The sequence below is a fragment of the Phenylobacterium sp. T106 genome, assembly GCF_057219735.1.
Genome location: NZ_JBXVWA010000004.1, coordinates 1 through 21,755, shown reverse-complemented (window position 1 = coordinate 21,755; position 21,755 = coordinate 1). Strand labels below are relative to the sequence as shown.

Below are 21,755 nucleotides of genomic sequence, written 5' to 3'. Positions count from 1 at the left end.
CGATGGTGGGGCGGGTGCGTGAGTCGGGGAGACGCACGACATGACTACGGCCACGGGCGGACGCGCAGGCGCGCGGCTCATCGTCCTCATCTGCTTCCTGATCGCCGCCGTCGAGGGCTACGACATCCAGGCCTTCGGCGTGGCCGCGCCGCTGATGGCGCCCGAGCTGGGGCTGGATCCGGCCCAGCTGGGCTGGGCGGGCAGCGCCGCCATGATGGGTCTCGTCGTGGGCGCCCTGATCGGCGGCTGGGCGGCCGACCGCACCGGGCGCAAGCCGGTGCTCGTGGCCTCGGTCGCCGCCTTCGGGCTCTTCTCGCTCGTCACCGCCATGGCGGGATCGTACGAGACCATGCTCCTGGCGCGCTTCGCCACCGGCCTGGGATTCGGCGGGGCCATGCCCAACCTGATCGCGGTCGCGGTCGAGATCAGCCGGCCCGAGCGGCGCTCGGCCACGGTGGCCGCCATGTTCTGCGGCATGCCCGTGGGCGGGGCGACGGCGGCGCTGATCGCGCGGCTGGCCGGGCCCGAGCTGGACTGGCGCGCGATCTTCGTGGCGGGGGGACTGGCGCCGCTGGTCCTCGTGCCCGTGCTGGTCTTCCTGCTGCCGGAGACGCGCCCCCAGCCCGACCCGTCGGCCGACCGCAACCTGATGCGGGCCCTGTTCGGCGAACGGCGCGCCGCGCCCACGCTGCTGGTCTGGGCGGCCTTCATGCTCACCCTCGTGGTGCTCTACCTGGCGCTCAACTGGCTGCCGACGCTCGTGGTCGACAAGGGCCACGCCGCCTCGGAGGGCTTCGCCGCGGCGATGGCGTTCAACGTCGCGGGCGTCGTGGGGTCGCTGGCCGTGGCGGCGGTGGCCGACCGGTTCGGGTGGCGCTGGCCCCTGGCTGTGGTCTACCTCGCGCTGGCGGCCGCCATGGCCGGGTTCGCCCTGGCCGACGCCTCGCCCGCCATCCTGGCCCTCAGCGCCGCGGCGGGCTTCCTGGTGATGGGCGCCCAGTTCACGCTCTACGCCGTCGCGCCGCTCATCTACCCGGTCCACCTGCGCGCTGCGGGGGCCGGCGCCGCCGTGGGCGTCGGGCGTCTCGGCTCGATCTTCGGGCCGCTGATCGCCGGAGAGCTGCGCAACGCCGGCGCGACGCCCGAACAGGTCTTCCTCACCATCGCCCCGGCGGGCCTCGCCGCCGCGGTGATCGTGGCGGCCCTGGGACGCGTGACCCGAAGCGCGGCTTGATCGCCGTCAAGGCCGAACCCTGCGGACCCGGGGATCGTGGGCCGATGGAGGCGCGGCCATGCCGATGGAGCTTCGAGCGATGACAAGGGCGCATGCGGCCTGGCTGCTGGGCGGCATGCTGGCGCTGGCCGCCGCCGCCGGCGCCTGCCAGCCTGCCCCGCAGGCTGCGCCCGGCGACGTCGACCTGGCCCGCGGCGAGACGCTGGTGCGCCGCCACTGCGCGGGCTGCCACGCCGTGGAGCAACAGGACACGAGCCCGCTGCGCGGCGCGCCGCCCCTGCGCGACCTGCACAGGCGCTACGAGCCCGAGATGCTGGCCGAGGCCCTGGCCGAGGGCATCCTGACCGGCCATCCGGCCATGCCGGCCTTCAGCTTCCCGCCTTCGGACGTCCAGGCCATCATCCGCTATCTCGACAGCGTCCAGTCGCGGCAGAAGAGCTGAGGCGCAGGCCCGGGGTCGGCCTGCGGAACGACCTGCCCCGTTCGGACCTTTCCCCTCGCTGACAGACACAGCGAGGAGAACCCGATGCCCCGCGAGACCATCGATACCGGCAATTCCAAGCGCTACGTGCGAAGGGACGCCGAGGGCCAGTTCACGCAGGACCAGGTAAGCGTCGGCAAGTCGCTGGCGGCCGACCGCCGGCAGAAGGCCAAGACCGTCGCCAAGAAGGGCGACGGCGACCGCGGCGACCGCAAGAGCAGCTAGGAGGGACGGCCATGAACGTCAGCGAAGTGATGACCGCCCAGGTCGTGACCGCCACGCCGCGCACGACCGTGCGCGAGGTGGCCCAGACGATGGCGCGGATCGAGACGGGCGCGGTGCCGGTCGTCGACGACGGCAAGGTCGTCGGCCTGATCACCGACCGCGACATCGTGCTCCGGATCGTCGCCGAGGCGGGCAGCCTGGACACGCCGGTCTCCGAGGTGATGACCGAGGGCGTCGAGACCTGCGCCGAGGACGACAACGTGGCGGACGCCGCGGCCAAGATGGGGTCGCGGCAGATCCGGCGCCTGGTGGTGCTGGGCGAGGGGGGCCGGCTCTGCGGCATCCTCTCCCTGGGCGACATCGCCGTGGACTATGGCGCGAAGGCCGTGGGCCGCACCCTGGAGGAGATCTCGGAAAATTCCCCCGCGGCGCAGTGAGGCGGCGCTACCGCGGACGGCAGGACGGGGGCAGGCCGAAGATTCCGACGGCTGTCATCCCGGTTTCGCCGCAGGCGAAGACCGGGACCCATACGCGCCCGATGGCCGTGGCGGCCCGCGGGCGGCGCCGTTGCGCTTCGTCCGGAAAGGCGGAGTCTATGGGTCCCGGTGTTCCGCTGCGCGGAAACCGGGATGACAGCGGTTGGCCCCCCGGTCCTCCCCTGCGCAGCAGGGTGGAGGGCGCGCCGGCGTCGCGGCCAGACCCCCTCTCGCTTCGCGAGCTCCTCCAGGGGGGGAGCATGGCCCGACTTGATCGCAGAGATCGCGGGGGAGGCGCGGCGGTCGCGGTGCGCGCTCTGCGTCCTCCCACCCCACGGCTGTCATCCCGGTTTCGCCGCAGGCGAAGACCGGGACCCATACGCGCCCGATGGCCGTGGCGGCCCGCGGGCACCGACGCCGCGCTTCGTCCGGAAAGGCGGAGTCCGGTGTTCCGCTGCGCGGAAACCGGGATGACAGCGGTTGGCGACCCCGGTCCTCCCCTGCACGCCAGCAGGGTGGAGGGGCGCCAGCGCTGCGGGCAGGCCTCCTCTCGGAACTAGCGGCGGCGGGCGCAAACGACGTAAGGTCCGGCGGGCTGTTCAACCCCCGGGGGCTCTACCGTTGCGATCCTTCCTCCTGGCCGCCGCGGCGGCCGCCGCGCTGGCGACGCCGGCCGCGGCCCAGACCCAGGCCACGACCGTCGTCCATGCCGGACGGGTGCTGGTCGATCCCGCTTCGGGCAAGGTCGAGACGCAGAAGTCCCTGGTGATCCGCGGGGGCAAGGTCGTCCGGATCGCCGACGGCTACATCTCCGAGCCGGGCGCGGCGGTGATCGACCTGAAGACCCGCTTCGTCCTGCCCGGCCTGATCGACAGCCACGTCCACCTGACGGGCGAGCAGAACCCCAATGCGCGCCTGGAGGAGGTGACCCAGTCGTCGGCCGAGCAGGCGCTGGTCGGCGCCCGCTACGCCCGGCGCACGCTGATGGCGGGCTTCACCACGGTCGCCGACCTGGGGGCCGACACCAATGCGATCCTGGCGCTGCGCAAGGCCACGGCGGCGGGGGACGTCCCGGGCCCGCGCATCGTCGCCTCGGGCTCGGCCATCTCGGTGCACGGCGGCCACGGCGACGTGAACGGGTTCCGCGACGACATCATGCACCTGCTGCGGCCCAACTCGGTGTGCTCGGGCGCCGACGACTGCGCGCGCGCCGTACGCCAGCAGGTCCAGCAGGGCGTCGACGTCATCAAGATCACGGCCACCGGCGGGGTGCTGTCGAACACCGCCGCGGGACTGGCCCAGCAGTTCAGCCAGGACGAGCTGAACGCCATCGTCGAGACCGCCCACCGCATGGGCCGCCGCGTGACCGCCCACGCCCACGGCGGCGACGGCATCGTGAGCTTCATGAAGGCCGGCGGCGACTCCATCGAGCACGGCACCTTCCTGGACGCCGAGGGCGTCGCGGCCATGAAGAAGAACGGCGCCTACCTGGTGCCGACGCTCATGGCGGGCGACTTCGTCTACCGGGTGGCCACGGGCCCGAACAACTTCCTCACGCCGGCCCAGTCGGCCAAGGCGATCGAGGCCGGTCCCAGGATGATCGAGATGGTGCGGCGCGCGCACCAGGGCGGGGTCAAGATCGCCTTCGGCACCGACACCGGCGTCTCGGCGCACGGCGACAACGCCGGCGAGTTCGCGCTGCTGGTCCGCGCGGGGCTGAGCCCGCTCGAGGCGATTCAGGCGGCCACGGTCCATGCGGCGGACCACCTGCAGGTGTCGGCCGAGGCGGGCTCGCTGACGCCGGGCCACGCCGCCGACCTCATCGCCGTGGACGGCGACCCGCTGAAGGACGTGGGCGTGCTGACGAAGGTGGGCTTCGTGATGAAGGCCGGGGTGGTCCACAAGGGACCGTGAGGACCGTGCGCCACCGGCCTCGCTCCCCTCCCGACGCAGGGCGGCGGGAGAGGCCGGCGAGGGCCGGTGGAGCCGATCGGCCTAGAACGTCTTCTTCGCGGTGATCTTGAAGGTCCGCTCCAGGGGGTTGCCGATAAAGGGATCGTAGCTGAGCTCGAGGCGGGCCTTGGACGGCTCGCGGTCGAGCAGGTTCAGCACCGACGCGGTGATCACCACGTCGTCGCCCCACTCCAGCCGGTAGGTCAGGTCGTGCGTGATGAACTTGCGCACGCGCAGGCCCAGGGTGGTGAGCTGGCAGTTGGTCGCCGTGCCGGCCCGGGCGTTGGCCACCGTGCAGTTGGTGGACGGGCCGGTCTGGACGGTGGTGGGGCCGCGGTTGTCCGTGGCGCCGTCCACGTAGTTGATCGTCCAGCGCAGGCTGTGCCGGTCGCGGTGGTAGTCGGCGTAGAACTGGCCGCGCCAGTCAGGGATGGTGCCCGGCAGGCGGTCGTAGTTCGTGAAGCCGGCCGCCTCGTAGGCCGGCGAGACCGTCACGCCGCCGAACACGAAGGCGGCCTGCTTGAAGTCGAAGACGTAGCTGACCGTCCCGCCCACATCGAGCGAGCCGCCCATCAGGTCGTCGAACCGGTAGTTCACCTCCACGTCGAGGCCGGTGGTCTTGATGGTCGGACCGTTGGTGGTGTCCGACCGGACGCGCGCGATGTCGTTGCCGACCGTCACGCCCTGGATGCAGGCGTTGTTGTTGTTGAAGGTGATCAGGTTGCGGAGCGCGCTGGCGCAGTTGACCGCCTGGCTGCCGTTGCCGATGCCGGCCACGGCGGTGGCCACGATGTTGGCCGGCACCGTCGTGATCTGGTCCTTCAGGCGGTAGTACCAGTAGTCCACCGTCGCGGTGAGGTTGCCCCACTGCACGATGGCGCCCACCGAGTAGGTCAGCGCCTTCTCAGGTCCCGTGTTCGGGTTGCCGAAGAAGTCCACGGACTTGAAGTTGTTGCCCGCGGCGGTGATGCCGGAGAGGCCGGTGACGCCGGTAGGCGCGACGTTGCCCGCGGTCGGGCCGCGGAAGGACGTGCCGACGGAGCCCCGCAACGCCAGGGCGTCCAGGACCTGCCACTTCACCCGCGCCTGGGGATTGGTGGTGGAGCCGGTGGCGCCGCCGTAGTCCTCGTAGCGCAGCGCGAGCTGGGCGTTGAGGGCCTCGGTGATGGGCACGTTCAGCTCGGTGAACAGCGCGTAGACGTCCTGCTCCAGATCGAGCGGGATGTTCTGCCCGAGGAAGATGTAGGGCCCCGTCCGGAACGTGCACGACGTGCTGCCCGCCACCGGACACGGCGTGACCTGGGCGTTGTAGAACGGGCTGCCGATCCGCTGGTTGTAGTCGATCTTGCGGTACTGATAGCCGGCGGCCCAGCCGATCTCGCCGCCCGGCAGGGTGATGGGCAGCGTCCCGTTCAGGACGACGTCGAGGACGAAGGTGTCCTGCGTGGCCAGGAACTTCTGCCGGTCGAACAGCGAGGCCACCAGTTCGCGGCTGTTGGCGTTGGCCGAGACGAACCCGGGGTTCGTCAGCCCCAGCGCCGGGTTGCCGGGGTAGGCGTTGGAGAACGGGTTGAAGTACTGGCAGCCGTTGGCGCCGGGCGTGTTGCCCGTGCAGTTCGGCCCGCCGAGCCCGTTCAGCGCGCGCTGCAGGCGGTCGATCAGGATGTCGGTCGTCTGCTGGTCCTGCTTCTCCTTGATGTAGGTGAGGCCGATGTCGTAGCCGATGCCGAAGAAGCCCGTCTCGCCGCGGAGATAGGAGGAGATCCGCCACTCCTCGTACTTGCGGCTGCCCTTCTGGCCGCCCAGGCCGCCGGTCGAGTTGTTGCCGCCGTTGGCGAACGGCCGCCAGAGCGTGGCCAGCGCGCTCTGCGCCGTCCCGATCAGGGCCGTGTTGCCGGTCTGCTGCAGGAAGGTGTTGAAGCCCGGGTTCGAGGCCGGGATCGAATAGACGTTGACGCTGCCCGGCCCGTTCGGACCGGAGGTGGGCGGATAGCCCGGCGAGAAGCGGATGCCGGGGATGCTGGTCTGGGCGTACAGCGCCTCGACGTGGAATTTCCCCGTCTCACCCACGTCGGCGTTGAACTCGGCGTAGGCCTGGTAGCGGTCCTCCTCCTCGACCAGGTTGTCGAAGGGCAGGTAGCTGAAGTAGCAGGCCGGCGTCGCGCCGGTGAACCCGGCGAAGCCGCCGACGGCGTTGCAGTTGGCGTCCACCGCGAAGCCGATCGTCCCACCCGCGCCGTTGCGGATGGTGTAGGCGCCCGGGTTGCCCAGCACCGACCAGCCCGACGGATTGCGAAGGTAGGGCTGCAGCACCCAGTCGCGGTCGGGAATGGCAAGTTCGGAGCGGTGCTGGTAGGCGAGGCTGACCAGCAGGTTCGAGGTCTCGCTGCGCCAGCCGTAGAGAGCGCTGGCGCCGTAGTCCCCCTTGGAGCCGTCCACGAAGCGATAGTCGCCCTGCAGCTCGAGCCCCTCGAAGTTGGTGCGGGTGATGAAGTTCGCCACCCCGCCGATGGCGTCCGAGCCGTAGGTGGCCGCGGCGCCGTCCTTCAGGATCTCCACCCGCCCGATCGCCGCGACCGGCAGCAGGTTGGTGTCGGAGACGTAGCCCGAGAAGCGCCGGCCGTTCATCAGCACCAGGGTGCGCTGGGCGCCCAGCCCGCGGATGTTGATCGTGCCGCCGCCCGAGCGGCCCTGCGCCGCCACCGAGAACTGGTTGGAATCACCCAGCACCGGGCCGCTGACCGGCAGGGTCTTGATGATCTCGAGCACCGAGGGCGAGCCCCGCCGCTCCAGTTCCTCCTGCCCGATCACGGCCACCGGAATCGCGGTGTCCTTCGGCGTTCCGGCGATGAACGAGCCGGTGACGACGACCTCGGTGACCTCCGTGGAGGCCTGGCCCGAGGGCGCGGAGCTTTGCGCAAATGCGGAGCCCGAGGCCCCGAACGCCACTGATGCGGCTATGACAGAAACGCCGCACAGGAACCTGTGTTTTCCCATATGACTTCCTCCCGCGGCGGCCTCAGTTTTGCGGGCCGACCTGCACAGGCAATTGAGGGCAAGAAGTTTCGCGCCGTCACGGGAATTCGTTACACGAGCGCAATATTTGTTCACGAATCTGGGTGAGCGGCCGGTGCAGGTCCCCCGCAGCGAGGGCGGCCCGCGGGCCCGGAGCGCAACTGCGACCCCGCCCACGCGCCCCTGCCGCGCGAATCCAGTTGCGAAGGCGACTTCGGCGCGTTCACCTTGCGCGATTGGCGGGCGGGGGCGGGACGGGGCTGTTCCCCGCAACGACGCCTGTTCGACGTCGGGGGCTTGGTATGAGCTTGAGTTGGCGGCTTACGAATGCGGGCGACAGGCTGGTCGGCTCGCCGGACGGCCGCGTCGACGAGACGACCTGGGAGGCGTTCTCCGGTCACCTGACGGCGGCGGTGCGCGACGCCGCGGCGGCCGGCCTGCCCCTGGTCGTGGACCTCACCGCGCTCGACTACATGTCCTCGCGGGGTCTGCGGGCCCTGACGATCGCGCGGCGCGAGGCCGGCGAGGCCGTGTCGATCACCCTGGCGGCGCCGAACGACCGGATGCGGGAGATCCTGGCCATCAGCCGCTACGACAAGCTGTTCACGATCACCGACAGCGTCGGGTCCGCAGGCTGATGCCGCGCGACAACGGAATGCTCGTCCGCTTCTGGGGCACGCGGGGTTCGCTCCCCGTGGCGCGGCCGGCCCTCGCCATCCAGGGCAAGATCGCCCGCGCCCTGGTGGCGGCGGGGGGACGCAAGTTCAACGACGAGCTCGAGGCGCACGCCTGGGCCCGCAGCAACCTCGAGTTCTCCACCTACGGCAGCTATGGCGGCGCCAGTTCCTGCGTCGAGATCGAGGGCGGCAAGGACTGCTTCCTCGTGTGCGACATGGGATCGGGCCTGCGCGAGTTCGGCATCGACGCCTTCCGCCGCTGCGCCGAAGGCCACGCGCGCGTTTACCACTTCTTCCTGTCCCACCTGCACTGGGACCACATCATGGGCTTCCCGTTCTTCGGGCCGGCCTTCGATCCCGGCGCGAAGATCTACATCCACTCGGGCCACGCCGACGCCGAGGAGGCGCTGCGGCGGCAGCAGGAGGAGATCAGCTTCCCGGTGCCGTTCGACTGGCTGAAGGCCCGGTTCGAGTTCATCACCCACAAGCCCGGCGAGCCCTTCAAGGTGGCCGGCGTCACGGTGACGCTGGCCAGCCAGCACCACAGCCACGACAGCTACGGGTACCGGTTCGAGAAGAACGGCAAGGCCGTGATCTATTCCACCGACTCCGAGCACAAGCTCGACAACATGGAGGACGAGGCGTTTTTCGAGGCGTTCTTCCGCGACGCCGATCTCGTGATCTTCGACAGCATGTACTCGCTGGGCGACACGGTGAGCCTGAAGCAGGACTGGGGACACTCGTCCAACGTGGTGGCCGTCGACCTCTGCCACGCCGCGCACGCCAAGCGGCTCGCGCTGTTCCACCACGAGCCGACGTACTCGGACCGAGACATCCAGCGCATGCACGGCGAGACCATGCGCTACGAGGAACTCGTCCGGGCCGACCGGCCCGCCCTGGAGGTGCTGTGCGCCTATGACGGCCTCGAGGTCCGCATCTGACGACGCCCTCCAGGGGCTCGATCGCTGGGCGAGGATCCGGGTCCGGGTCCTGGGGCTCGCGGCCGCGATCGCCGTTGGGCTCCTGCTGCTGGCCGCCGGCTCGACGCTGCGGCAGCCGCTGTTCGACCTGTTCCAGCGCGTGACGCCGCCGCCCGCGACCACCTCGGCGGTGCAGGTGGTGGCGATCGACGGCGAGAGCATCGACGCCGTGGGCGGCTGGCCCTGGTCCCGCTACACCATGGCGCGGCTCACCGAGCAGATCGCCGGCCGCGGGGCGAAGGTGATCGGCTTCGACTTCCTCTTCCCCGAACGCGACCGCCAGGCGCCCGAGGACTTCATCAAACTCTACCCCGAGCTGTCGCCCGGCGCGGCCTCGGAGGTCGCCGACCTGCCGTCCATGGACGCCGTGTTCGCACGCGTCATCGGACGCAGTCCCGTGGTGCTGGCCCGCGCGGGCGTGGGCGGCGACACCTTCGACAAGCTGGAAGGCGACGCGGAGCGAGGCGCCCTGCCTCCGGACGTGCGCTTCGAAGGCCCGACCCCGGCGGCGATCCCCAGCTACCCCGGCGTGGTCGCCAACCTGGACATCCTCGACGGGGCGGCGCTCGGCCACGGACTGGCGAACGGGCCGCCGGACTCCGACGGGGTCATCCGCCGCGTGCCGCTGCTCGGCAAGGCCGCCGGCGCGCTGACGCCCAGCCTGGCGCTGGACCTCGTCCGGGTCGCCGAGGGCGCGGACGTGATCCGCCTGGAGGGCGACCGCGACGGCCTCGTCGCCATCCGCGTGGGAGAGCATCGCGTGCCGGTCGATGCCGGAGGGCGGGTCGAGCTTCGCCTCGCCGCCCCGTCCGGCGCGCGCGGCGAGCGGCGGGCCGAGTTCGTGACGATCTCCGCGGCTGACCTCCTGCGCCGGGGCGTGCCGGACGACGCCTTCAGGGACAAGATCGTCCTGGTGGGCCTCACCGCGGCGGGCACCTCGGACGTGGTGACGACGCCGCGCGAAACGGTCACCTACGGGGTGTTCGTGCAGGCCCAGGCGGTCGACGCCATCCTGCGGGGCGCCGCCCTGCGCCGGCCCGCCTGGGCGCCCGCCGTGGAGTGGGGGATCGGCTTCGCCCTGGTGATGCTGGCCTGGCTGACCGTGCCGCGGGTGCAGCTTGCGCCGATCACCATCGGCGCCGTGGTCGAGATCGTCGCCGCGTTCGTGGCCAGCTGGGTGGCCTTCCAGAACAACGTGCTGGTCGACCCCCTGCCGATGCTGGCGCCGGGCGCGGCCACCTCGGCCGTCATGGTGGCGCTGCTGTTCGTGGAAGGCCGGCGCGTGCAGGCGCGGCTCCGCGGCCAGATCGAGGACCAGAAGGTGTCGGCCGCGCGCATCGCCGGCGAGCTGGCGGCCGCGAGCGAGATCCAGTCCGGCATGCTGATGCCGAGGGTCGAGCTGGCCCAGGTCTCGCCCCTGGTGGAGATCGACGCGTTGCTGAAGCCGGCCAAGACCGTCGGCGGCGACCTCTACGACGCGTTCTTGTTCGACGACGGCCGCGTCTGCTTCCTCGTGGGCGACGTCACCGGCAAGGGCGTGCCCGCGTCGCTCTTCATGGCGCTGTCGAAGGCCCTGTCGCGCAGCCTGCTGATGCGCCCGGCGACGCCGCTGGACGTGGCCGTCGGGGAGATCAACCGGGAACTCTCGCGCGACAACCGCGAGGCCATGGCCGTCTCGCTGCTGGTGGGCGTCCTGCACCCGGCCGACGGCAGGCTGGAGCTCATCAGCGCCGGGCACGAGAACCCGCTGGTGGTGGGCGCGGACCGGTCGGTGCGCGAGCTGACGCTGGATGGCGGGCCGCCCCTGTGCGTCGCGGACGACTTCCCCTACCCGATCGAGACCCACCGCCTCGTCCGGGGCGAGACGCTGCTGCTGTTCACGGACGGGCTGACCGAGGCCCAGGCGCCGGACGGGACGCTCTTCCAGCGCAGCGACCTGATCGCCGCCGTGGCGGATGCGGCCAGGGCCGTGACGCTCACCGGCATGCTGGACGCCCTGGTGGCGCGGGTCCGCGACTTCGAGGCCGGCGGCGATCCCAGCGACGACCTGACGGTGCTGGCGGTGCGCCTGCGCAGCTGAGCGCGGGGCGCGCGGCTCAGTAGCGGATCACCACCTCGACCCGCCGGTTGGCCTGTTCGTCGACCCCGTCGCCGGTGGCCACGAGCAGCTCGCGCTCGCCGCGGCCGGTGACCTTCCAGCCGTCGGTCGGCAGGCCCGAGGCGGCGAGCAGGGTGCGGATCTGCTGGGCGCGCTCCACCGACAGCCGGTCGTTCACGGCCGCGTCGCCCACCGTGTCGGTGTGGCCGGTGATCTGGACCTCGGAGTCCGGCTTCAGCGCCTCGCGCAGGGCCGCGAGGACCGACTCGGACTCGGCGGTGATGTCGGTGGTGCCTTCGTAAAAGTAGAGCACGTAGGTCTCGGGCGCGTAGGGCACCCGGGCCACGAGGTCGCCGAACCAGGGCTTCCTGTCCTTGCGGAGCGCCTTCGCCTCGACAGACCCGCGACCGAGGCTCGCCTCGGTGTCGGCCGTCGTCACCTGGCCCAGCTCGCGCCCCGTCTCCGGGTCGAGCACGGCGACGGCGCCCTGACCGCCGGCCTCGTTGTTCAGGAGCGTCACGGACTGGCTCGCGCACCCGGCGACGAGCGCCGCGGCCGCGGCGGCGACCACCGCCCTCACGGGACCTTCACCACGAAGCGCGTGCCGCGCGCCGCCAGCAGCGAGGTGGGGGTCCGGACGCGCATGGCGTCCTTGTTCTCCTTGGCGATCTGACCCGACACCACGCCCAGCGAGCCGCGATCCACGGTGGTCAGCGACTTGCCGCGATGGGTGGTGTCGTCGAACTCGAACTGGGTGAGGGACACCCGGCTGTTCGGCCCGATGGAGAAGCGGGAGTTGTCGACGAAGGTCACGCCGATGCGTCCGTCCTTGCCGGTCTGCAGTACATCCGACACCTGCAACTGGAGGCCGGGGGTCGCCGGCGTCGTCGCCTTGCCGCGCAACACCGAAGCCGCGCCCACCACCGTCTTGATGCGGCCGATCTCGGCCAACGCCACGGTTGGCGTCGACAGCATCGCCGCCATCAGCAATCCTGCCACCCATGCCCGACGCATGCAGTCCTCCCGAAGACAGGCCCTAGACATAGCCCAGCTTGACGCCCTTTCCCAATCCCCCGCGGTGGCGCGCCTGCCGGCCGACCCGAGCGCGGTCGCGCGGGCCCTGGGCGTCGCGCGGCGGTTCTCGGAGGCCGCGGGGCTGGGGTCAATGTGCGCCGACAAGCTGGCCATCATCGTCGAGGAGTGGATCGCCAACATCATCGAGCACGGCGCGCCGCCCAAGGGCAGCCACATCGGCGTGAGCCTCGTGCGCGAACCCGGGCTGGTGCGGCTGACCATCACCGACGCGGGCGCGTTCTTCGATCCGCGGACCGCCGCCTTCGCCGGACCCGACCTCGAGCGGGGCGGCGGCGCGGGGCTGGAGCTGATCCGGGCCTGGAGCCGGATCGCCGCCTACGGCCGCCGGGCCGGCCGCAACCGGATCGTCCTGGAACTGCCCACCGCATGACGCAGGGGCGTTGACAGGAGGGCGCGGTACGGGGCCACCTGCAGCGCGCTTTCGCAGGAGCCCCCCGCTGCCGAACGCCCCAACCTTGCCCGCGCCCGACTTCGGCGCAGCGTTCGACGCGTCGCCACGCCCGTTGCTGGTGATCGCGGCGGACGCGCCCCGATACACCATGCTGGCCGCCAATCCGGCGCACGCGCGCGCCTTCGCCACGAGCCGCGAGGCGCTGGTGGGCCGGGGACTGTTCGAGGTGTTCCCGGCGGCGCCCGATCCGTCCACCGCATCGCTCATGGCCGCGATCCGGGCCTCGCTGGACAAGGTGCTGGCCACCGGGAAGCCCGATCAGATGCCGATGCGGCCGTACATGGCGCGCGGCGCGGACGGCGCCGAGGTGGAGCGGTTCGTCAGCGCCACCAACACGCCGATCCTGGCGGAGGGGCGCGTGATCCAGATCCTGAGCTCGACCCAGGACGTGACGGGCGAGGTGATGGAGCGCCGCGGCGAGGAGGCGCGCCGGCTGCTGATGCGCGAGGTGGACCATCGCGCGCGCAACGCGCTCACCATCGTGCAGTCCTTCCTGCGCCTCACCACCGCCGACACCCTGGAGCAGTTCCGCCGGGTCGTGGACGGCCGGGTCGAGGCCCTGGCCCGCGCCCAGACCTCGCTGGCCGCCCGCCGCTGGGAGGGCGCCGATCTGGCCGAGATCATCCGCGCCGAGCTGGCCGCGCTGTCGCCGACGGGTCGCTACGAGGCGGCGGGTCCCGCCATCACCCTGCCGCCCGAGCATGTCCAGGCCATGAGCATGGCGATCCATGAGCTGGCCACCAACGCCTGCAAGTACGGCGCGCTCTCGGCGCCCGGCGGCGCGCTCGCGATCAGCTGGACCCGCCAGCGCGGCGGCCGGGCCCTGCTGACGTGGTCAGAGGCGGGCGGCCCGCCGGTGACGGCTCCGGTCGAGGGGGGCTTCGGCTCGCGCCTCATCGCCAGCCTCGCGCGGCAGCTGGGCGGCGAGATCGTCTGCGCGTGGCGGCCCGAGGGCCTGCAGGCGACGCTGACGTTCGAGGTGGCCGCGCGCGCCTACGGGAAGCCGCTGGACTGACGCTGGGTCGGCGCGCGCAGGGTCGCCGCGCAACGGAGGCCCCTTCATGACCGCGACCGACCTCTTCGATCCGTGCGAGTTCAACGGGCTTCGCCTGCAGAACCGCATCGCCCTGTCGCCGCTCACGCGGACCCGGTCGAACGACGCCGGCGAAGCGGGGCCGCTGCAGGCCCTCTACTATGCCCAGCGCGCCTCGGCGGGGCTGCTCATCACCGAGGCGACGCCGGTCACGCCCGGCGGGCGCGGCGGGCCCAACATCCCCGGCCTGTGGAGCGACGACCAGATCGCCGGCTGGCGGCAGGTGACCGACGCCGTCCACGCGAAGGGCGGGGTGATCTTCAGCCAGCTCTGGCACGCCGGGCGCCTCAGCCATTCGGGCTTCAACGGCGGACACGCGCCGATCGCCCCGTCCGTCTACCGCCAGCCGGGCCAGGTCTTCACGCCCCAGGGGCCCCAGGACTACGAGGAAGCCCGCGCCCTCTCGCCGGACGAGATCGCCGAGATGGTGGGCTTCTTCCGCGCGGCGGCCGTCCGGGCCAAGGCGGCCGGCTTCGACGGCGTCGAGCTGCACGCCGCCCACAGCTATCTGGTCGACGCGTTCCTGCGCGACATGACCAACAAGCGGACCGACGGCTACGGCGGCTCCATCGAGAACCGCGCGCGGTTCATGGTGGAGATCCTGCAGGCGATCATCGAGGTCTGGGGTCCCGAGCGGACGGCCATCCGCATCGCGCCCATCGGCCACGCCTACCAGGCCTGGGACAGCGATCCCGAGCCCCTGTTCACCCACGTGGTGGAGCGGCTGAACGACCTGAAGGTGGGCTGGATGGACATGGTGGAAGGCGACACCGGCGTCTCGCGCACCGCCGAGCCCAGCTTCGACCTGCAGAAGCTGCGCCGCCTGTTCAAGGGCGTGACCATCGCCAACAACCTCTACGACCGGGACCTGGCCCTGCAGGCGCGCGCCGACGACACGGCCGACATGATCGCCTTCGGGCGGCCCTTCATCGGCAACCCCGACCTGGTCGAGCGCCTGCGCCGCAACGCGCCCCTCACCGTCGCCGACCCCCGCGCCTACTACGGCGGCGGCGCCCGCGGCTACACGGACTTCCCGACGCTGGAGGAGGAGACGGCCTAGGGGGTCGGGCTCAGTCCGAGATCAGCGGTTTCAACGGCGTCCGATCGTCCGGGCGAACGCCGGGATGCAGGGCCTTGGCGGCGGCCCGCCTTCGCCAAGGCTTCGGAGGGCATCCTGCTTCGCCGGATATGTCGAGGACTTGTCCTGCGAAGCCCGTCAGGGCGAAGCAGGATGGTGGACGCAGCTGGGATTGAACCAGCGACCCCTACGATGTCAACGTAGTGCTCTCCCGCTGAGCTATGCGTCCGCTCCATTCGGGGAAGGCGGGGATATACAGACGGCTTTTGGCGTTAGCAAGGCGCCTGGGGCGGCGTCAGGCCGCGATCATCCGCTCCACTTCCGAGACGATCTCGCGCAGGTGGATCGGCTTGGAGAGGACCTTGGCGCCCGCGGGCGCCTTCTCGCCGGCGGCGAGGGCGACGGCGGCGAAGCCGGTGATGAACATGATCCGCAGGCCCGGGTGGCGGGCGGCCGCCTGGCGGGCGACCTCGATCCCGTCGAGGCCCGGCATGACGATGTCGGTGAGCAGGAGGTCCCAGGGCTCGTCCAGGAAGGTCACCGCCTCGTCGCCGTCGGCGCAGGCGGTCACCTCGTGGCCGGCGCGTTCGAGCGCGCGCGCGAGGAAGCCGCGCAGGGAATCGTCGTCTTCGGCGAGGAGGATTCTGGACATGGGGCCAAACGAACTGTTGATCGCGCAGCTTACTTTCGAACCGGTAAAGGGGCCATGAAGGGAAACGCCGCAGGTCCGTTTGACGCTTACCCCGTCCGCGGCGTTGTATGCCCGTGATGAACGCCGTCGATCCGCGACTTTCCGAGCCCGCCGAAGCCACGGCCGCGTTCGTGCTGCGCCGCGCGGCGCCCGAGGGCCAGCCGCCGCCCACGCCGCTGATCTTCGCCTCGCCGCATTCCGGCCGGCTCTACCCCGACGACATGATGGACGCCGCGGCCCTGGACGCGGTCTCGATCCGGCGCTCGGAAGACGCGTTCGTCGATGACCTGATCGCGCATGCGCCCGCCTACGGCGCGACCGTGATCACCGCCTGCTTCGCCCGCGCCTATATCGACCTCAACCGCGAGCCCTTCGAGCTGGACCCCGCGATGTTCGCCGACGAGCTGCCCGAGTTCGCCCGCTCGCGCACGGCGCGCGTGGCGGCGGGGCTGGGCGCCATCGCCCGCGTGGTGTCGGAAGGCCAGGAGATCTACCGCCGCAAGCTGACCTATGCCGAGGCGCGCGCCCGGATCGAAGGGGCGCACCGGCCGTATCACCAGGCGCTGGAGGCCCTGATCGCCGAGGTCCGCAGGGCGCACGGCTTCGCGATCCTCATCGACTGGCATTCGATGCCGGCCGCGGCGGCCCGGTCGAGCGGGCGCGAGCGGCCGTGCGACATCGTCCTGGGCGACCGCTTCGGCGCCGCCTGCGCGGGCGTGCTGCCCACCCGGGTGGAGCGCGAGCTCGAGGCCCTGGGCTACCGCGTCGCGCGCAACACGCCCTATGCCGGCGGGTACACCACCGAGCACTACGGCCAGCCCGGCCGCCGGGCGCATGCGCTGCAGATCGAGATCAACCGCGCGCTCTATCTCGACGAAGCGACCCTGGCGCCGACCTCGGGGTTCGAGACCCTTCGCGCCCACATCGAACAGCTCACCCAGAGGCTCACCGCGGCCGACTGGTCGGCGCTTCGGGCCGGTTGAGGGTCAGGCCCGCGGCAGCCGCACGGTCACCAGCGTCCCGCGCCCGCCCTCGCCCGGCGACCACGCCACCGAGCCGCCGTGACGGGCCGCGCGCTCGGAGAGGCCGTCCAGGCCGGCGCCGCGCGCGATCGTCGCCGGGTCGAAGCCGACGCCGTCGTCCTCGACATCGAGGATGAGGTCGCCGTCCCCGGCCGCCAGGGACACGCGCACGGTCTGGGCGTCCGCGTGCTTGACGACATTGTTGGTGATCTCGCGGAGCATGGCGCGCAGCGACTGCGCCACCTTGGACTCGACCTCGACCTGGGGTGCGTCTTCCAGGGACCAGAGCAGGGTCGCGCCGCGGGCGGCCAGGCGCTCGGCCATCTCCTTGCGGCTGCGCGACAGCGTCTCGGCAAGGCCCGCGGCCGCCCCGGCCGGCTCGGTGACGATGCTGCGCAGGTCGGCCAGGGTCTCGCGGATGTAGCGGTCCTTGCGCTCGCCGTCGCGGCTGTGCAGGGCGCTCAGCAGCGTCGCGCCGAGGTTGTCGTGGATGTCGCCGGCGATGCGCCTGCGCTCGACCGTCACCCCGCGCGCGTAGGCGTCGCGGCTGTCGACCACGAAGCGGACCATGTCGCAGAGCGCCTGCGCCTGGGCGGCGTCGGCCGGCGAGAAGAGGGCGCGCCCGCCGTGCGCGTATTCCAGCCGCAGCGACGGCAGCCCCGCCACCGGCGGCGTCACCAGCGCCAGCCCGTCGTCGTCCAGCCGCGGCGCATCGGCGGGATCCGGGGCGATGTCGAGCCGCAGCGGATCGAAGCGCGCCTTCAGCACCTGGGTCCATTCGGCAAGCTGGTCCGCGGCGTCGGCCGTGAGCCCGATCTGGACCACGCCCTCGAACAGCGCGCGCTCGTCGGCCCGGCCGCGGCGCAGGATCTTCTCGGCGATGAAGCCGCGCAGGGGCAGCCAGACCAGCCCGGACACCAGGAGGGCGAGCGAGAGGCTGAGCCCCGCCGAGAGCTGCAGTCCCACCAGGAACAGCATGTCCAGCGCCGCCAGCAGGACCAGGGCCAGGGTCCAGGCCATGATCCGCGCCCACCAGTCGCCCAGCTCGAAGAGCCGGTAGCGCATGATCCCGACCGCGAGGCCGCCATAGGTCAGCAGGAAGAGAAGGAAGGCGTAGGGCTCGGCCGCGCCGGTATCCACGCCGAACATCTGCGGCGCGAGGATGACGAGCCCGAACGCCGAGACCACCACCAGCCACGACAGCAGGAACCAGCTGAGCGCCGCGCGCGCCACGGGATCGCGGCGCGTCCGCACCCAGTGGACGGCGCCGAGGCCGAACGCGCCCCAGAGCGCCGCCAGCACCAGGGCCCGGCGCGCGAAGGTGAGGTCGGCGAACAGCCCGGCCGCCTGGGCGACGTACCAGGCGAGGAAGACCGCCACGACCGCCCAGCCCACCCAGCGCGGCGCGAGCTTCGACGGGTAGTAGAGCAGGAGCGCGAAGGTCGCCGCGGCGTAGAGGCTGCCGCCCAGGAAGTTCATGCCGTTGATGACGTAGAAGAGGGTCTCGGGCAGCCCCAGCTCGCGGCTCGTGTAGATCGGCCCGATCGGCACGAAGAGCAGCGCGGCCACGCCGCTCAGGAGGACGTAGCGGGCGCTGGTCTCGTTGGGGCGGAACACGAAGATGGCCGCCGCGATCAGCCACGAGAAGGCGCCCACCACCATGCCGATCCAGAAGTCGGGGCCGAGCGAGGTGATCGGCCGCCCGGCGGCGTCGGGGCGGACCGTGTAGCTGCGCCCGGCGACGTCGGTGAAGGTGATCTCGGGCTGCCGCATCATCCCGGCGTAGCGGCCCTGGCGCGCCATGAACCGCTGGTACTCGGCGAACGGGCCGAAGCTGCCGTCCACCTGGCCCGTGAGGTCCTTGGGCTCGATCGTCAGGAGGTCGCCGCCCGCCGCCACCGACCGGATGACCGTCCCCCGCGGGATGGCGCGGGACGGACCGGCCGACGATGCCACGACGGCGCCGCCGGCGCGCGCGTCGAATCGCAGGTCGAGGCCCAGCCAGGGCTGGGTCACCGCCGTGGCGACGGCGCCGCCCAGCACGAGGGCCACGACCACGAGCGCGGCGGCCAGCAGCCGCACGGGCGTCGTCCGCACGCCCGCGCCCCGCGCCGCTCGGCCCGCCGTGGCGACGCCCTCCCCCATGAACTCCCCCCACGCGCACATGCCCCGGCGCGAGACGCCGATCTTTAAGGGAATCGGCTTCCAGCGTCAGCGCAGCAGACTATTGTTCCGCCGTTTTCAGCAGGCGTTGCGTGCCGATGTCCCACCCGGATGCCCCCGACGAAGCCGCGATGGCGCGCGGCTGCCTAGTGGTCGAGGACCGGCCCGACACGCGCGAGTGGCTGCAGAGCGTCGTCGCCGAGGCCTTCCCCGGCATCCGCGTGGCGGGCGCCGGGTCGCTCCGGGACGCCCGGCGCATCCTGGCCGAACTCGCCGCCCGGCCGGCCTTCGAACTGTCCCTGGCGCTGGTGGACCTGGGGCTGCCCGACGGTTCCGGCGTGGACCTCGTGCGCGAGATCGCCCGGGACTTCCCGCAGGCCGCGCCGGTCGTCGCCACCATCTACGACGACGACACCCACCTCTTCGACAGTCTCGCCGCCGGCGCGCAGGGCTACATCCTGAAGCAGGAGCACCCGCAGGCGGTGGCCGAGACCCTGCGCCGCATCGAGGCCGGGGAGCCGCCGCTGTCGCCTTCGATCGCCCGGCGGATGCTGGAGCGCCTGCGCCCGCCAGCGCCCAAGCCCGAGCCCGACGACGCCGGCCTATCGCCGCGCGAGACCGAGGTGCTGGCCCTGATCGGCCGTGGGCTGTCCTCGCCCGAGGCCGCGCGCGTTCTCGGGCTGAAGCCCCAGACGGTCGCGGGCTACGTGAAGGTGATCTACCAGAAGCTGCACATCACCAGCCGCGCCGAGGCGGCGCTGGCGGCCGCGCAGCGCGGCCTGACCTAGGGCCCGGCGCAAAAAAATAGCCGCGCACGAGGCGCGGCCAGTTCATAGGGAGGAAACGCCCCGAAGGGCAGGATCAAGCTAGGGTGCAATGCACAAACTGGCAATAGGCCCAGAAATCTTTTTTTCGCCTGGATCGCCCCGCCGGGCTGATTTTCCTTCAAAATCAGGAAATCACGTTACGTCAGGCGCACGCTCGAAGTAGGTGCGGCGCACAACATGCTGGCGGTTGGCGGCGGCTTCCCGTACAAGCGCGCGCCCTCGAAAGAACCTCCGCCGCCTCATGTCCCTCCGCAACATCGCCATCATCGCCCACGTCGACCACGGCAAGACCACGCTCGTCGACCAGCTTCTCGCCCAGTCGGGCGTCTTCCGCGCCAACGAGGCGACGGTCGAGCGCGCCATGGATTCCAACGACCAGGAGCGCGAGCGCGGCATCACCATCCTCGCCAAGTGCACGTCGGTCCTCTGGAACGGCAAGGCCGGCGAGACCCGCATCAACATCATCGACACGCCCGGTCACGCCGACTTCGGCGGCGAGGTGGAGCGGATCCTGGGCATGGTGGACGGCTGCGTCCTGCTGGTGGACGCCGAGGAAGGCGTCATGCCGCAGACCAAGTTCGTGCTGGGCAAGGCGCTGAAGATGGGGCTGCGCCCGATCCTATGCCTCAACAAGGTGGACCGGCCGCACGCCGACCCGGACCGCGTGCACAATGACGCCTTCGACCTGTTCGCCGCCATGGGCGCGACCGACGAGCAGCTCGACTTCCCGCACATCTACGCCTCGGGCAAGGCCGGCTGGGCCACGCTCGACCTGAGCCAGCCGAACGACAACCTGGCGCCGCTGTTCGACCTCATCGTCGACCACGTGCCGCCGCCCAAGGCCGAGGCCCGCAAGGCCGAGCCCTTCCAGATGCTGTCGGTGCTGATCGAGAGCGATCCGTTCCTGGGCCGCCTGCTCACGGGGCGGATCGAGGCGGGCAAGGCCGTGCCCGGCCTGCCGATCAAGGCGCTGAGCCGCGACGGCAAGGAGATCGAGCGGGGCCGGATCACCAAGGTCCTCGCCTTCCGCGGCCTGAAGCGCCAGCCGATCGACGACGGCGTCGAGGCCGGCGACATCGTCGCCATCGCCGGGCTCTCCAAGGCCACCGTCGCCGACACGCTGTGCGCGCTCGACGTCAACGAGGCGCTGCCGGCCCAGCCCATCGACCCGCCCACCATCTCCATGACCGTCAGCGTCAACGACAGCCCGCTGGCGGGCCGCGAGGGCGACAAGGTGCAGAGCCGCGTCATCGCCGCGCGTCTCCAGAAGGAGGCGGAGTCGAACGTCGCCATCCGGGTCACCGAGACGAGCGAAAAGGACGCCTACGAGGTCGCCGGCCGCGGCGAGCTGCAGCTGGGCGTGCTGATCGAGAGCATGCGCCGCGAAGGCTTCGAGGTCTCGATCAGCCGTCCGCGGGTGGTCTACCAGACCGATCCCGAGACGGGCGAACGGCTGGAACCCATCGAGGACGTCATGATCGACGTCGACGACGAGTTCACCGGCATCGTCATCGAGAAGCTCTCGGCGCGGAAGGCGGAACTGAAGGACATGGGTCCGTCCGGCGCCGGCAAGACCCGCATCAGCCTATCGTCGCCGTCGCGCTCCCTGATCGGTTACCAGGGCGAGTTCCTGACCGACACCCGCGGCTCGGGCGTGCTGAACCGCGTCTTCAGCCACTACGAGCCCTACAAGGGCCCCATCGACGCCGGGCGCAAGGGCGTCCTGGTCTCCAACTCCGACGGCGAGACCGCGGCCTATGCGCTGTGGAACCTGGAGGAGCGCGGGACCATGTTCGTGGGCGCGGGCGAGAAGACCTACCAGGGCATGATCATCGGCGAGAACTCGCGGTCCGACGACCTCGACGTCAACCCGATGAAGGCCAAGCAGCTGACCAACGTCCGCGCCTCGGGCAAGGACGAGGCCGTCCGCCTGACCCCGCCGCGCCGCCTCACCCTCGAGCAGGCCATCGCCTACATCGAGGAGGACGAACTGGTGGAGGTGACGCCCAAGTCCATCCGCCTGCGCAAGAAGGTCCTGAACCCCAGCTTCCGCAAGAAGCGGGTGCGCGAGGACTAGGGTGAAAACTCGATCAGCTTGTTGATGGTGTTTGCCAAATCGTGATTCAAGCTCTGCGGAGGTGGATCATGAGCAACGAATTCTGGTTCAGCGACGAGCAGTGGGCGAAGATCGAGCCG

General features: G+C 71.4%; 19 protein-coding genes and 1 tRNA gene. 14 read left to right on the top strand and 6 right to left on the bottom strand.

Features of this window, described 5'->3' with window-relative positions; genetic code table 11:
- The first annotated feature begins 40 nt into the window (after positions 1 to 40).
- The 5 genes from AC2D8W_RS10310 to AC2D8W_RS10290 all read left to right on the top strand — a co-directional run bounded on the left by AC2D8W_RS10310 (position 41) and on the right by AC2D8W_RS10290 (position 4,330).
- Positions 41 to 1,234, top strand: coding sequence for an MFS transporter (locus AC2D8W_RS10310; protein ID WP_484671471.1), 1,194 nt, complete (start codon positions 41 to 43; stop codon positions 1,232 to 1,234).
- 79 nt (positions 1,235 to 1,313) lie between these two features.
- On the top strand, positions 1,314 to 1,676 hold the full coding sequence (locus tag AC2D8W_RS10305; RefSeq protein ID WP_484671470.1) for a c-type cytochrome: 363 nt from the start codon (positions 1,314 to 1,316) through the stop codon (positions 1,674 to 1,676).
- Between the two features lie 84 nt (positions 1,677 to 1,760).
- A complete protein-coding gene (locus AC2D8W_RS10300; RefSeq protein WP_484671469.1) occupies positions 1,761 to 1,940 on the top strand; it encodes a hypothetical protein in 180 nt (59 codons plus the stop codon).
- A gap of 11 nt (positions 1,941 to 1,951) precedes the next feature.
- Entirely contained in the window at positions 1,952 to 2,377 is a 426-nt protein-coding gene (locus AC2D8W_RS10295; RefSeq protein ID WP_484671468.1) for a CBS domain-containing protein, read from the top strand.
- A 660-nt stretch (positions 2,378 to 3,037) separates the two neighbouring features.
- Complete coding sequence (locus AC2D8W_RS10290) at positions 3,038 to 4,330, top strand: metal-dependent hydrolase family protein (protein WP_484671467.1); 1,293 nt, start codon at positions 3,038 to 3,040, stop codon at positions 4,328 to 4,330.
- An 81-nt stretch (positions 4,331 to 4,411) separates the two neighbouring features.
- On the opposite strand, the gene AC2D8W_RS10285 is transcribed toward AC2D8W_RS10290, so the two are convergent.
- A complete protein-coding gene (locus tag AC2D8W_RS10285; RefSeq protein ID WP_484671466.1) occupies positions 4,412 to 7,318 on the bottom strand; it encodes a TonB-dependent receptor domain-containing protein in 2,907 nt (968 codons plus the stop codon).
- A gap of 368 nt (positions 7,319 to 7,686) precedes the next feature.
- On the opposite strand from AC2D8W_RS10285, the gene AC2D8W_RS10280 reads away from it, so the two are divergent.
- The 3 genes from AC2D8W_RS10280 to AC2D8W_RS10270 are packed head-to-tail and all read left to right on the top strand — an operon-like array spanning position 7,687 to position 11,121.
- Positions 7,687 to 8,022, top strand: a complete 336-nt coding sequence (locus tag AC2D8W_RS10280; RefSeq protein ID WP_293480998.1) for an STAS domain-containing protein — start codon at positions 7,687 to 7,689, stop codon at positions 8,020 to 8,022.
- The gene (locus AC2D8W_RS10275; RefSeq protein ID WP_484671465.1) at positions 8,022 to 9,002 is read left to right on the top strand and encodes an MBL fold metallo-hydrolase; all 981 of its coding nucleotides are present in this window, start codon (positions 8,022 to 8,024) and stop codon (positions 9,000 to 9,002) included. Before AC2D8W_RS10280 ends, AC2D8W_RS10275 begins: the two co-directional genes overlap by 1 nt.
- The gene (locus AC2D8W_RS10270; protein WP_484671464.1) at positions 8,977 to 11,121 is read left to right on the top strand and encodes a CHASE2 domain-containing protein; all 2,145 of its coding nucleotides are present in this window, start codon (positions 8,977 to 8,979) and stop codon (positions 11,119 to 11,121) included. The genes AC2D8W_RS10275 and AC2D8W_RS10270 overlap by 26 nt, the downstream gene beginning before the upstream one ends.
- A 16-nt stretch (positions 11,122 to 11,137) precedes the next feature.
- Here AC2D8W_RS10270 and AC2D8W_RS10265 read toward each other — a convergent pair whose 3' ends face one another.
- Positions 11,138 to 11,719: an OmpA family protein gene (locus tag AC2D8W_RS10265; RefSeq protein WP_484671463.1), complete on the bottom strand. Its 582-nt coding sequence runs from the start codon at positions 11,717 to 11,719 to the stop codon at positions 11,138 to 11,140.
- Complete coding sequence (locus tag AC2D8W_RS10260; protein WP_484671462.1) at positions 11,716 to 12,153, bottom strand: FecR family protein; 438 nt, start codon at positions 12,151 to 12,153, stop codon at positions 11,716 to 11,718. The genes AC2D8W_RS10265 and AC2D8W_RS10260 overlap by 4 nt, the downstream gene beginning before the upstream one ends.
- Positions 12,154 to 12,217: 64 nt before the next feature.
- Here AC2D8W_RS10260 and AC2D8W_RS10255 point away from each other — a divergent pair, with 64 nt between their 5' ends.
- The 3 genes from AC2D8W_RS10255 (at position 12,218) to AC2D8W_RS10245 (ending at position 14,838) form a co-directional block, all read left to right on the top strand.
- Positions 12,218 to 12,604 (top strand): ATP-binding protein, encoded by a 387-nt coding sequence (locus AC2D8W_RS10255; RefSeq protein WP_484671461.1) that lies wholly within the window; start codon positions 12,218 to 12,220, stop codon positions 12,602 to 12,604.
- Between the two features lie 85 nt (positions 12,605 to 12,689).
- A complete protein-coding gene (locus AC2D8W_RS10250; protein WP_484671460.1) occupies positions 12,690 to 13,700 on the top strand; it encodes an HWE histidine kinase domain-containing protein in 1,011 nt (336 codons plus the stop codon).
- Positions 13,701 to 13,746: 46 nt separating this feature from the next.
- A complete protein-coding gene (locus AC2D8W_RS10245; RefSeq protein WP_484671459.1) occupies positions 13,747 to 14,838 on the top strand; it encodes an alkene reductase in 1,092 nt (363 codons plus the stop codon).
- A gap of 172 nt (positions 14,839 to 15,010) precedes the next feature.
- Here AC2D8W_RS10245 and AC2D8W_RS10240 read toward each other — a convergent pair.
- A tRNA-Val gene (locus AC2D8W_RS10240) sits at positions 15,011 to 15,085 on the bottom strand.
- A 66-nt stretch (positions 15,086 to 15,151) separates the two neighbouring features.
- Positions 15,152 to 15,508, bottom strand: a complete 357-nt coding sequence (gene cpdR / locus AC2D8W_RS10235; RefSeq protein WP_293481013.1) for a cell cycle two-component system response regulator CpdR — start codon at positions 15,506 to 15,508, stop codon at positions 15,152 to 15,154.
- 116 nt (positions 15,509 to 15,624) lie between these two features.
- Between cpdR and AC2D8W_RS10230 the strand changes: the two genes are divergently transcribed.
- On the top strand, positions 15,625 to 16,530 hold the full coding sequence (locus AC2D8W_RS10230) for an N-formylglutamate amidohydrolase (RefSeq protein ID WP_484671838.1): 906 nt from the start codon (positions 15,625 to 15,627) through the stop codon (positions 16,528 to 16,530).
- Between the two features lie 3 nt (positions 16,531 to 16,533).
- Here AC2D8W_RS10230 and AC2D8W_RS10225 read toward each other — a convergent pair whose 3' ends face one another.
- The gene (locus AC2D8W_RS10225) at positions 16,534 to 18,735 is read right to left on the bottom strand and encodes an ATP-binding protein (RefSeq protein ID WP_484671458.1); all 2,202 of its coding nucleotides are present in this window, start codon (positions 18,733 to 18,735) and stop codon (positions 16,534 to 16,536) included.
- 95 nt (positions 18,736 to 18,830) lie between these two features.
- Here AC2D8W_RS10225 and AC2D8W_RS10220 point away from each other — a divergent pair, with 95 nt between their 5' ends.
- Both AC2D8W_RS10220 and typA read left to right on the top strand, forming a co-directional pair.
- On the top strand, positions 18,831 to 19,520 hold the full coding sequence (locus AC2D8W_RS10220; RefSeq protein WP_484671457.1) for a response regulator: 690 nt from the start codon (positions 18,831 to 18,833) through the stop codon (positions 19,518 to 19,520).
- Between the two features lie 280 nt (positions 19,521 to 19,800).
- Positions 19,801 to 21,636, top strand: a complete 1,836-nt coding sequence (typA, locus tag AC2D8W_RS10215; RefSeq protein WP_484671456.1) for a translational GTPase TypA — start codon at positions 19,801 to 19,803, stop codon at positions 21,634 to 21,636.
- The last annotated feature ends 119 nt before the right edge of the window (positions 21,637 to 21,755 follow it).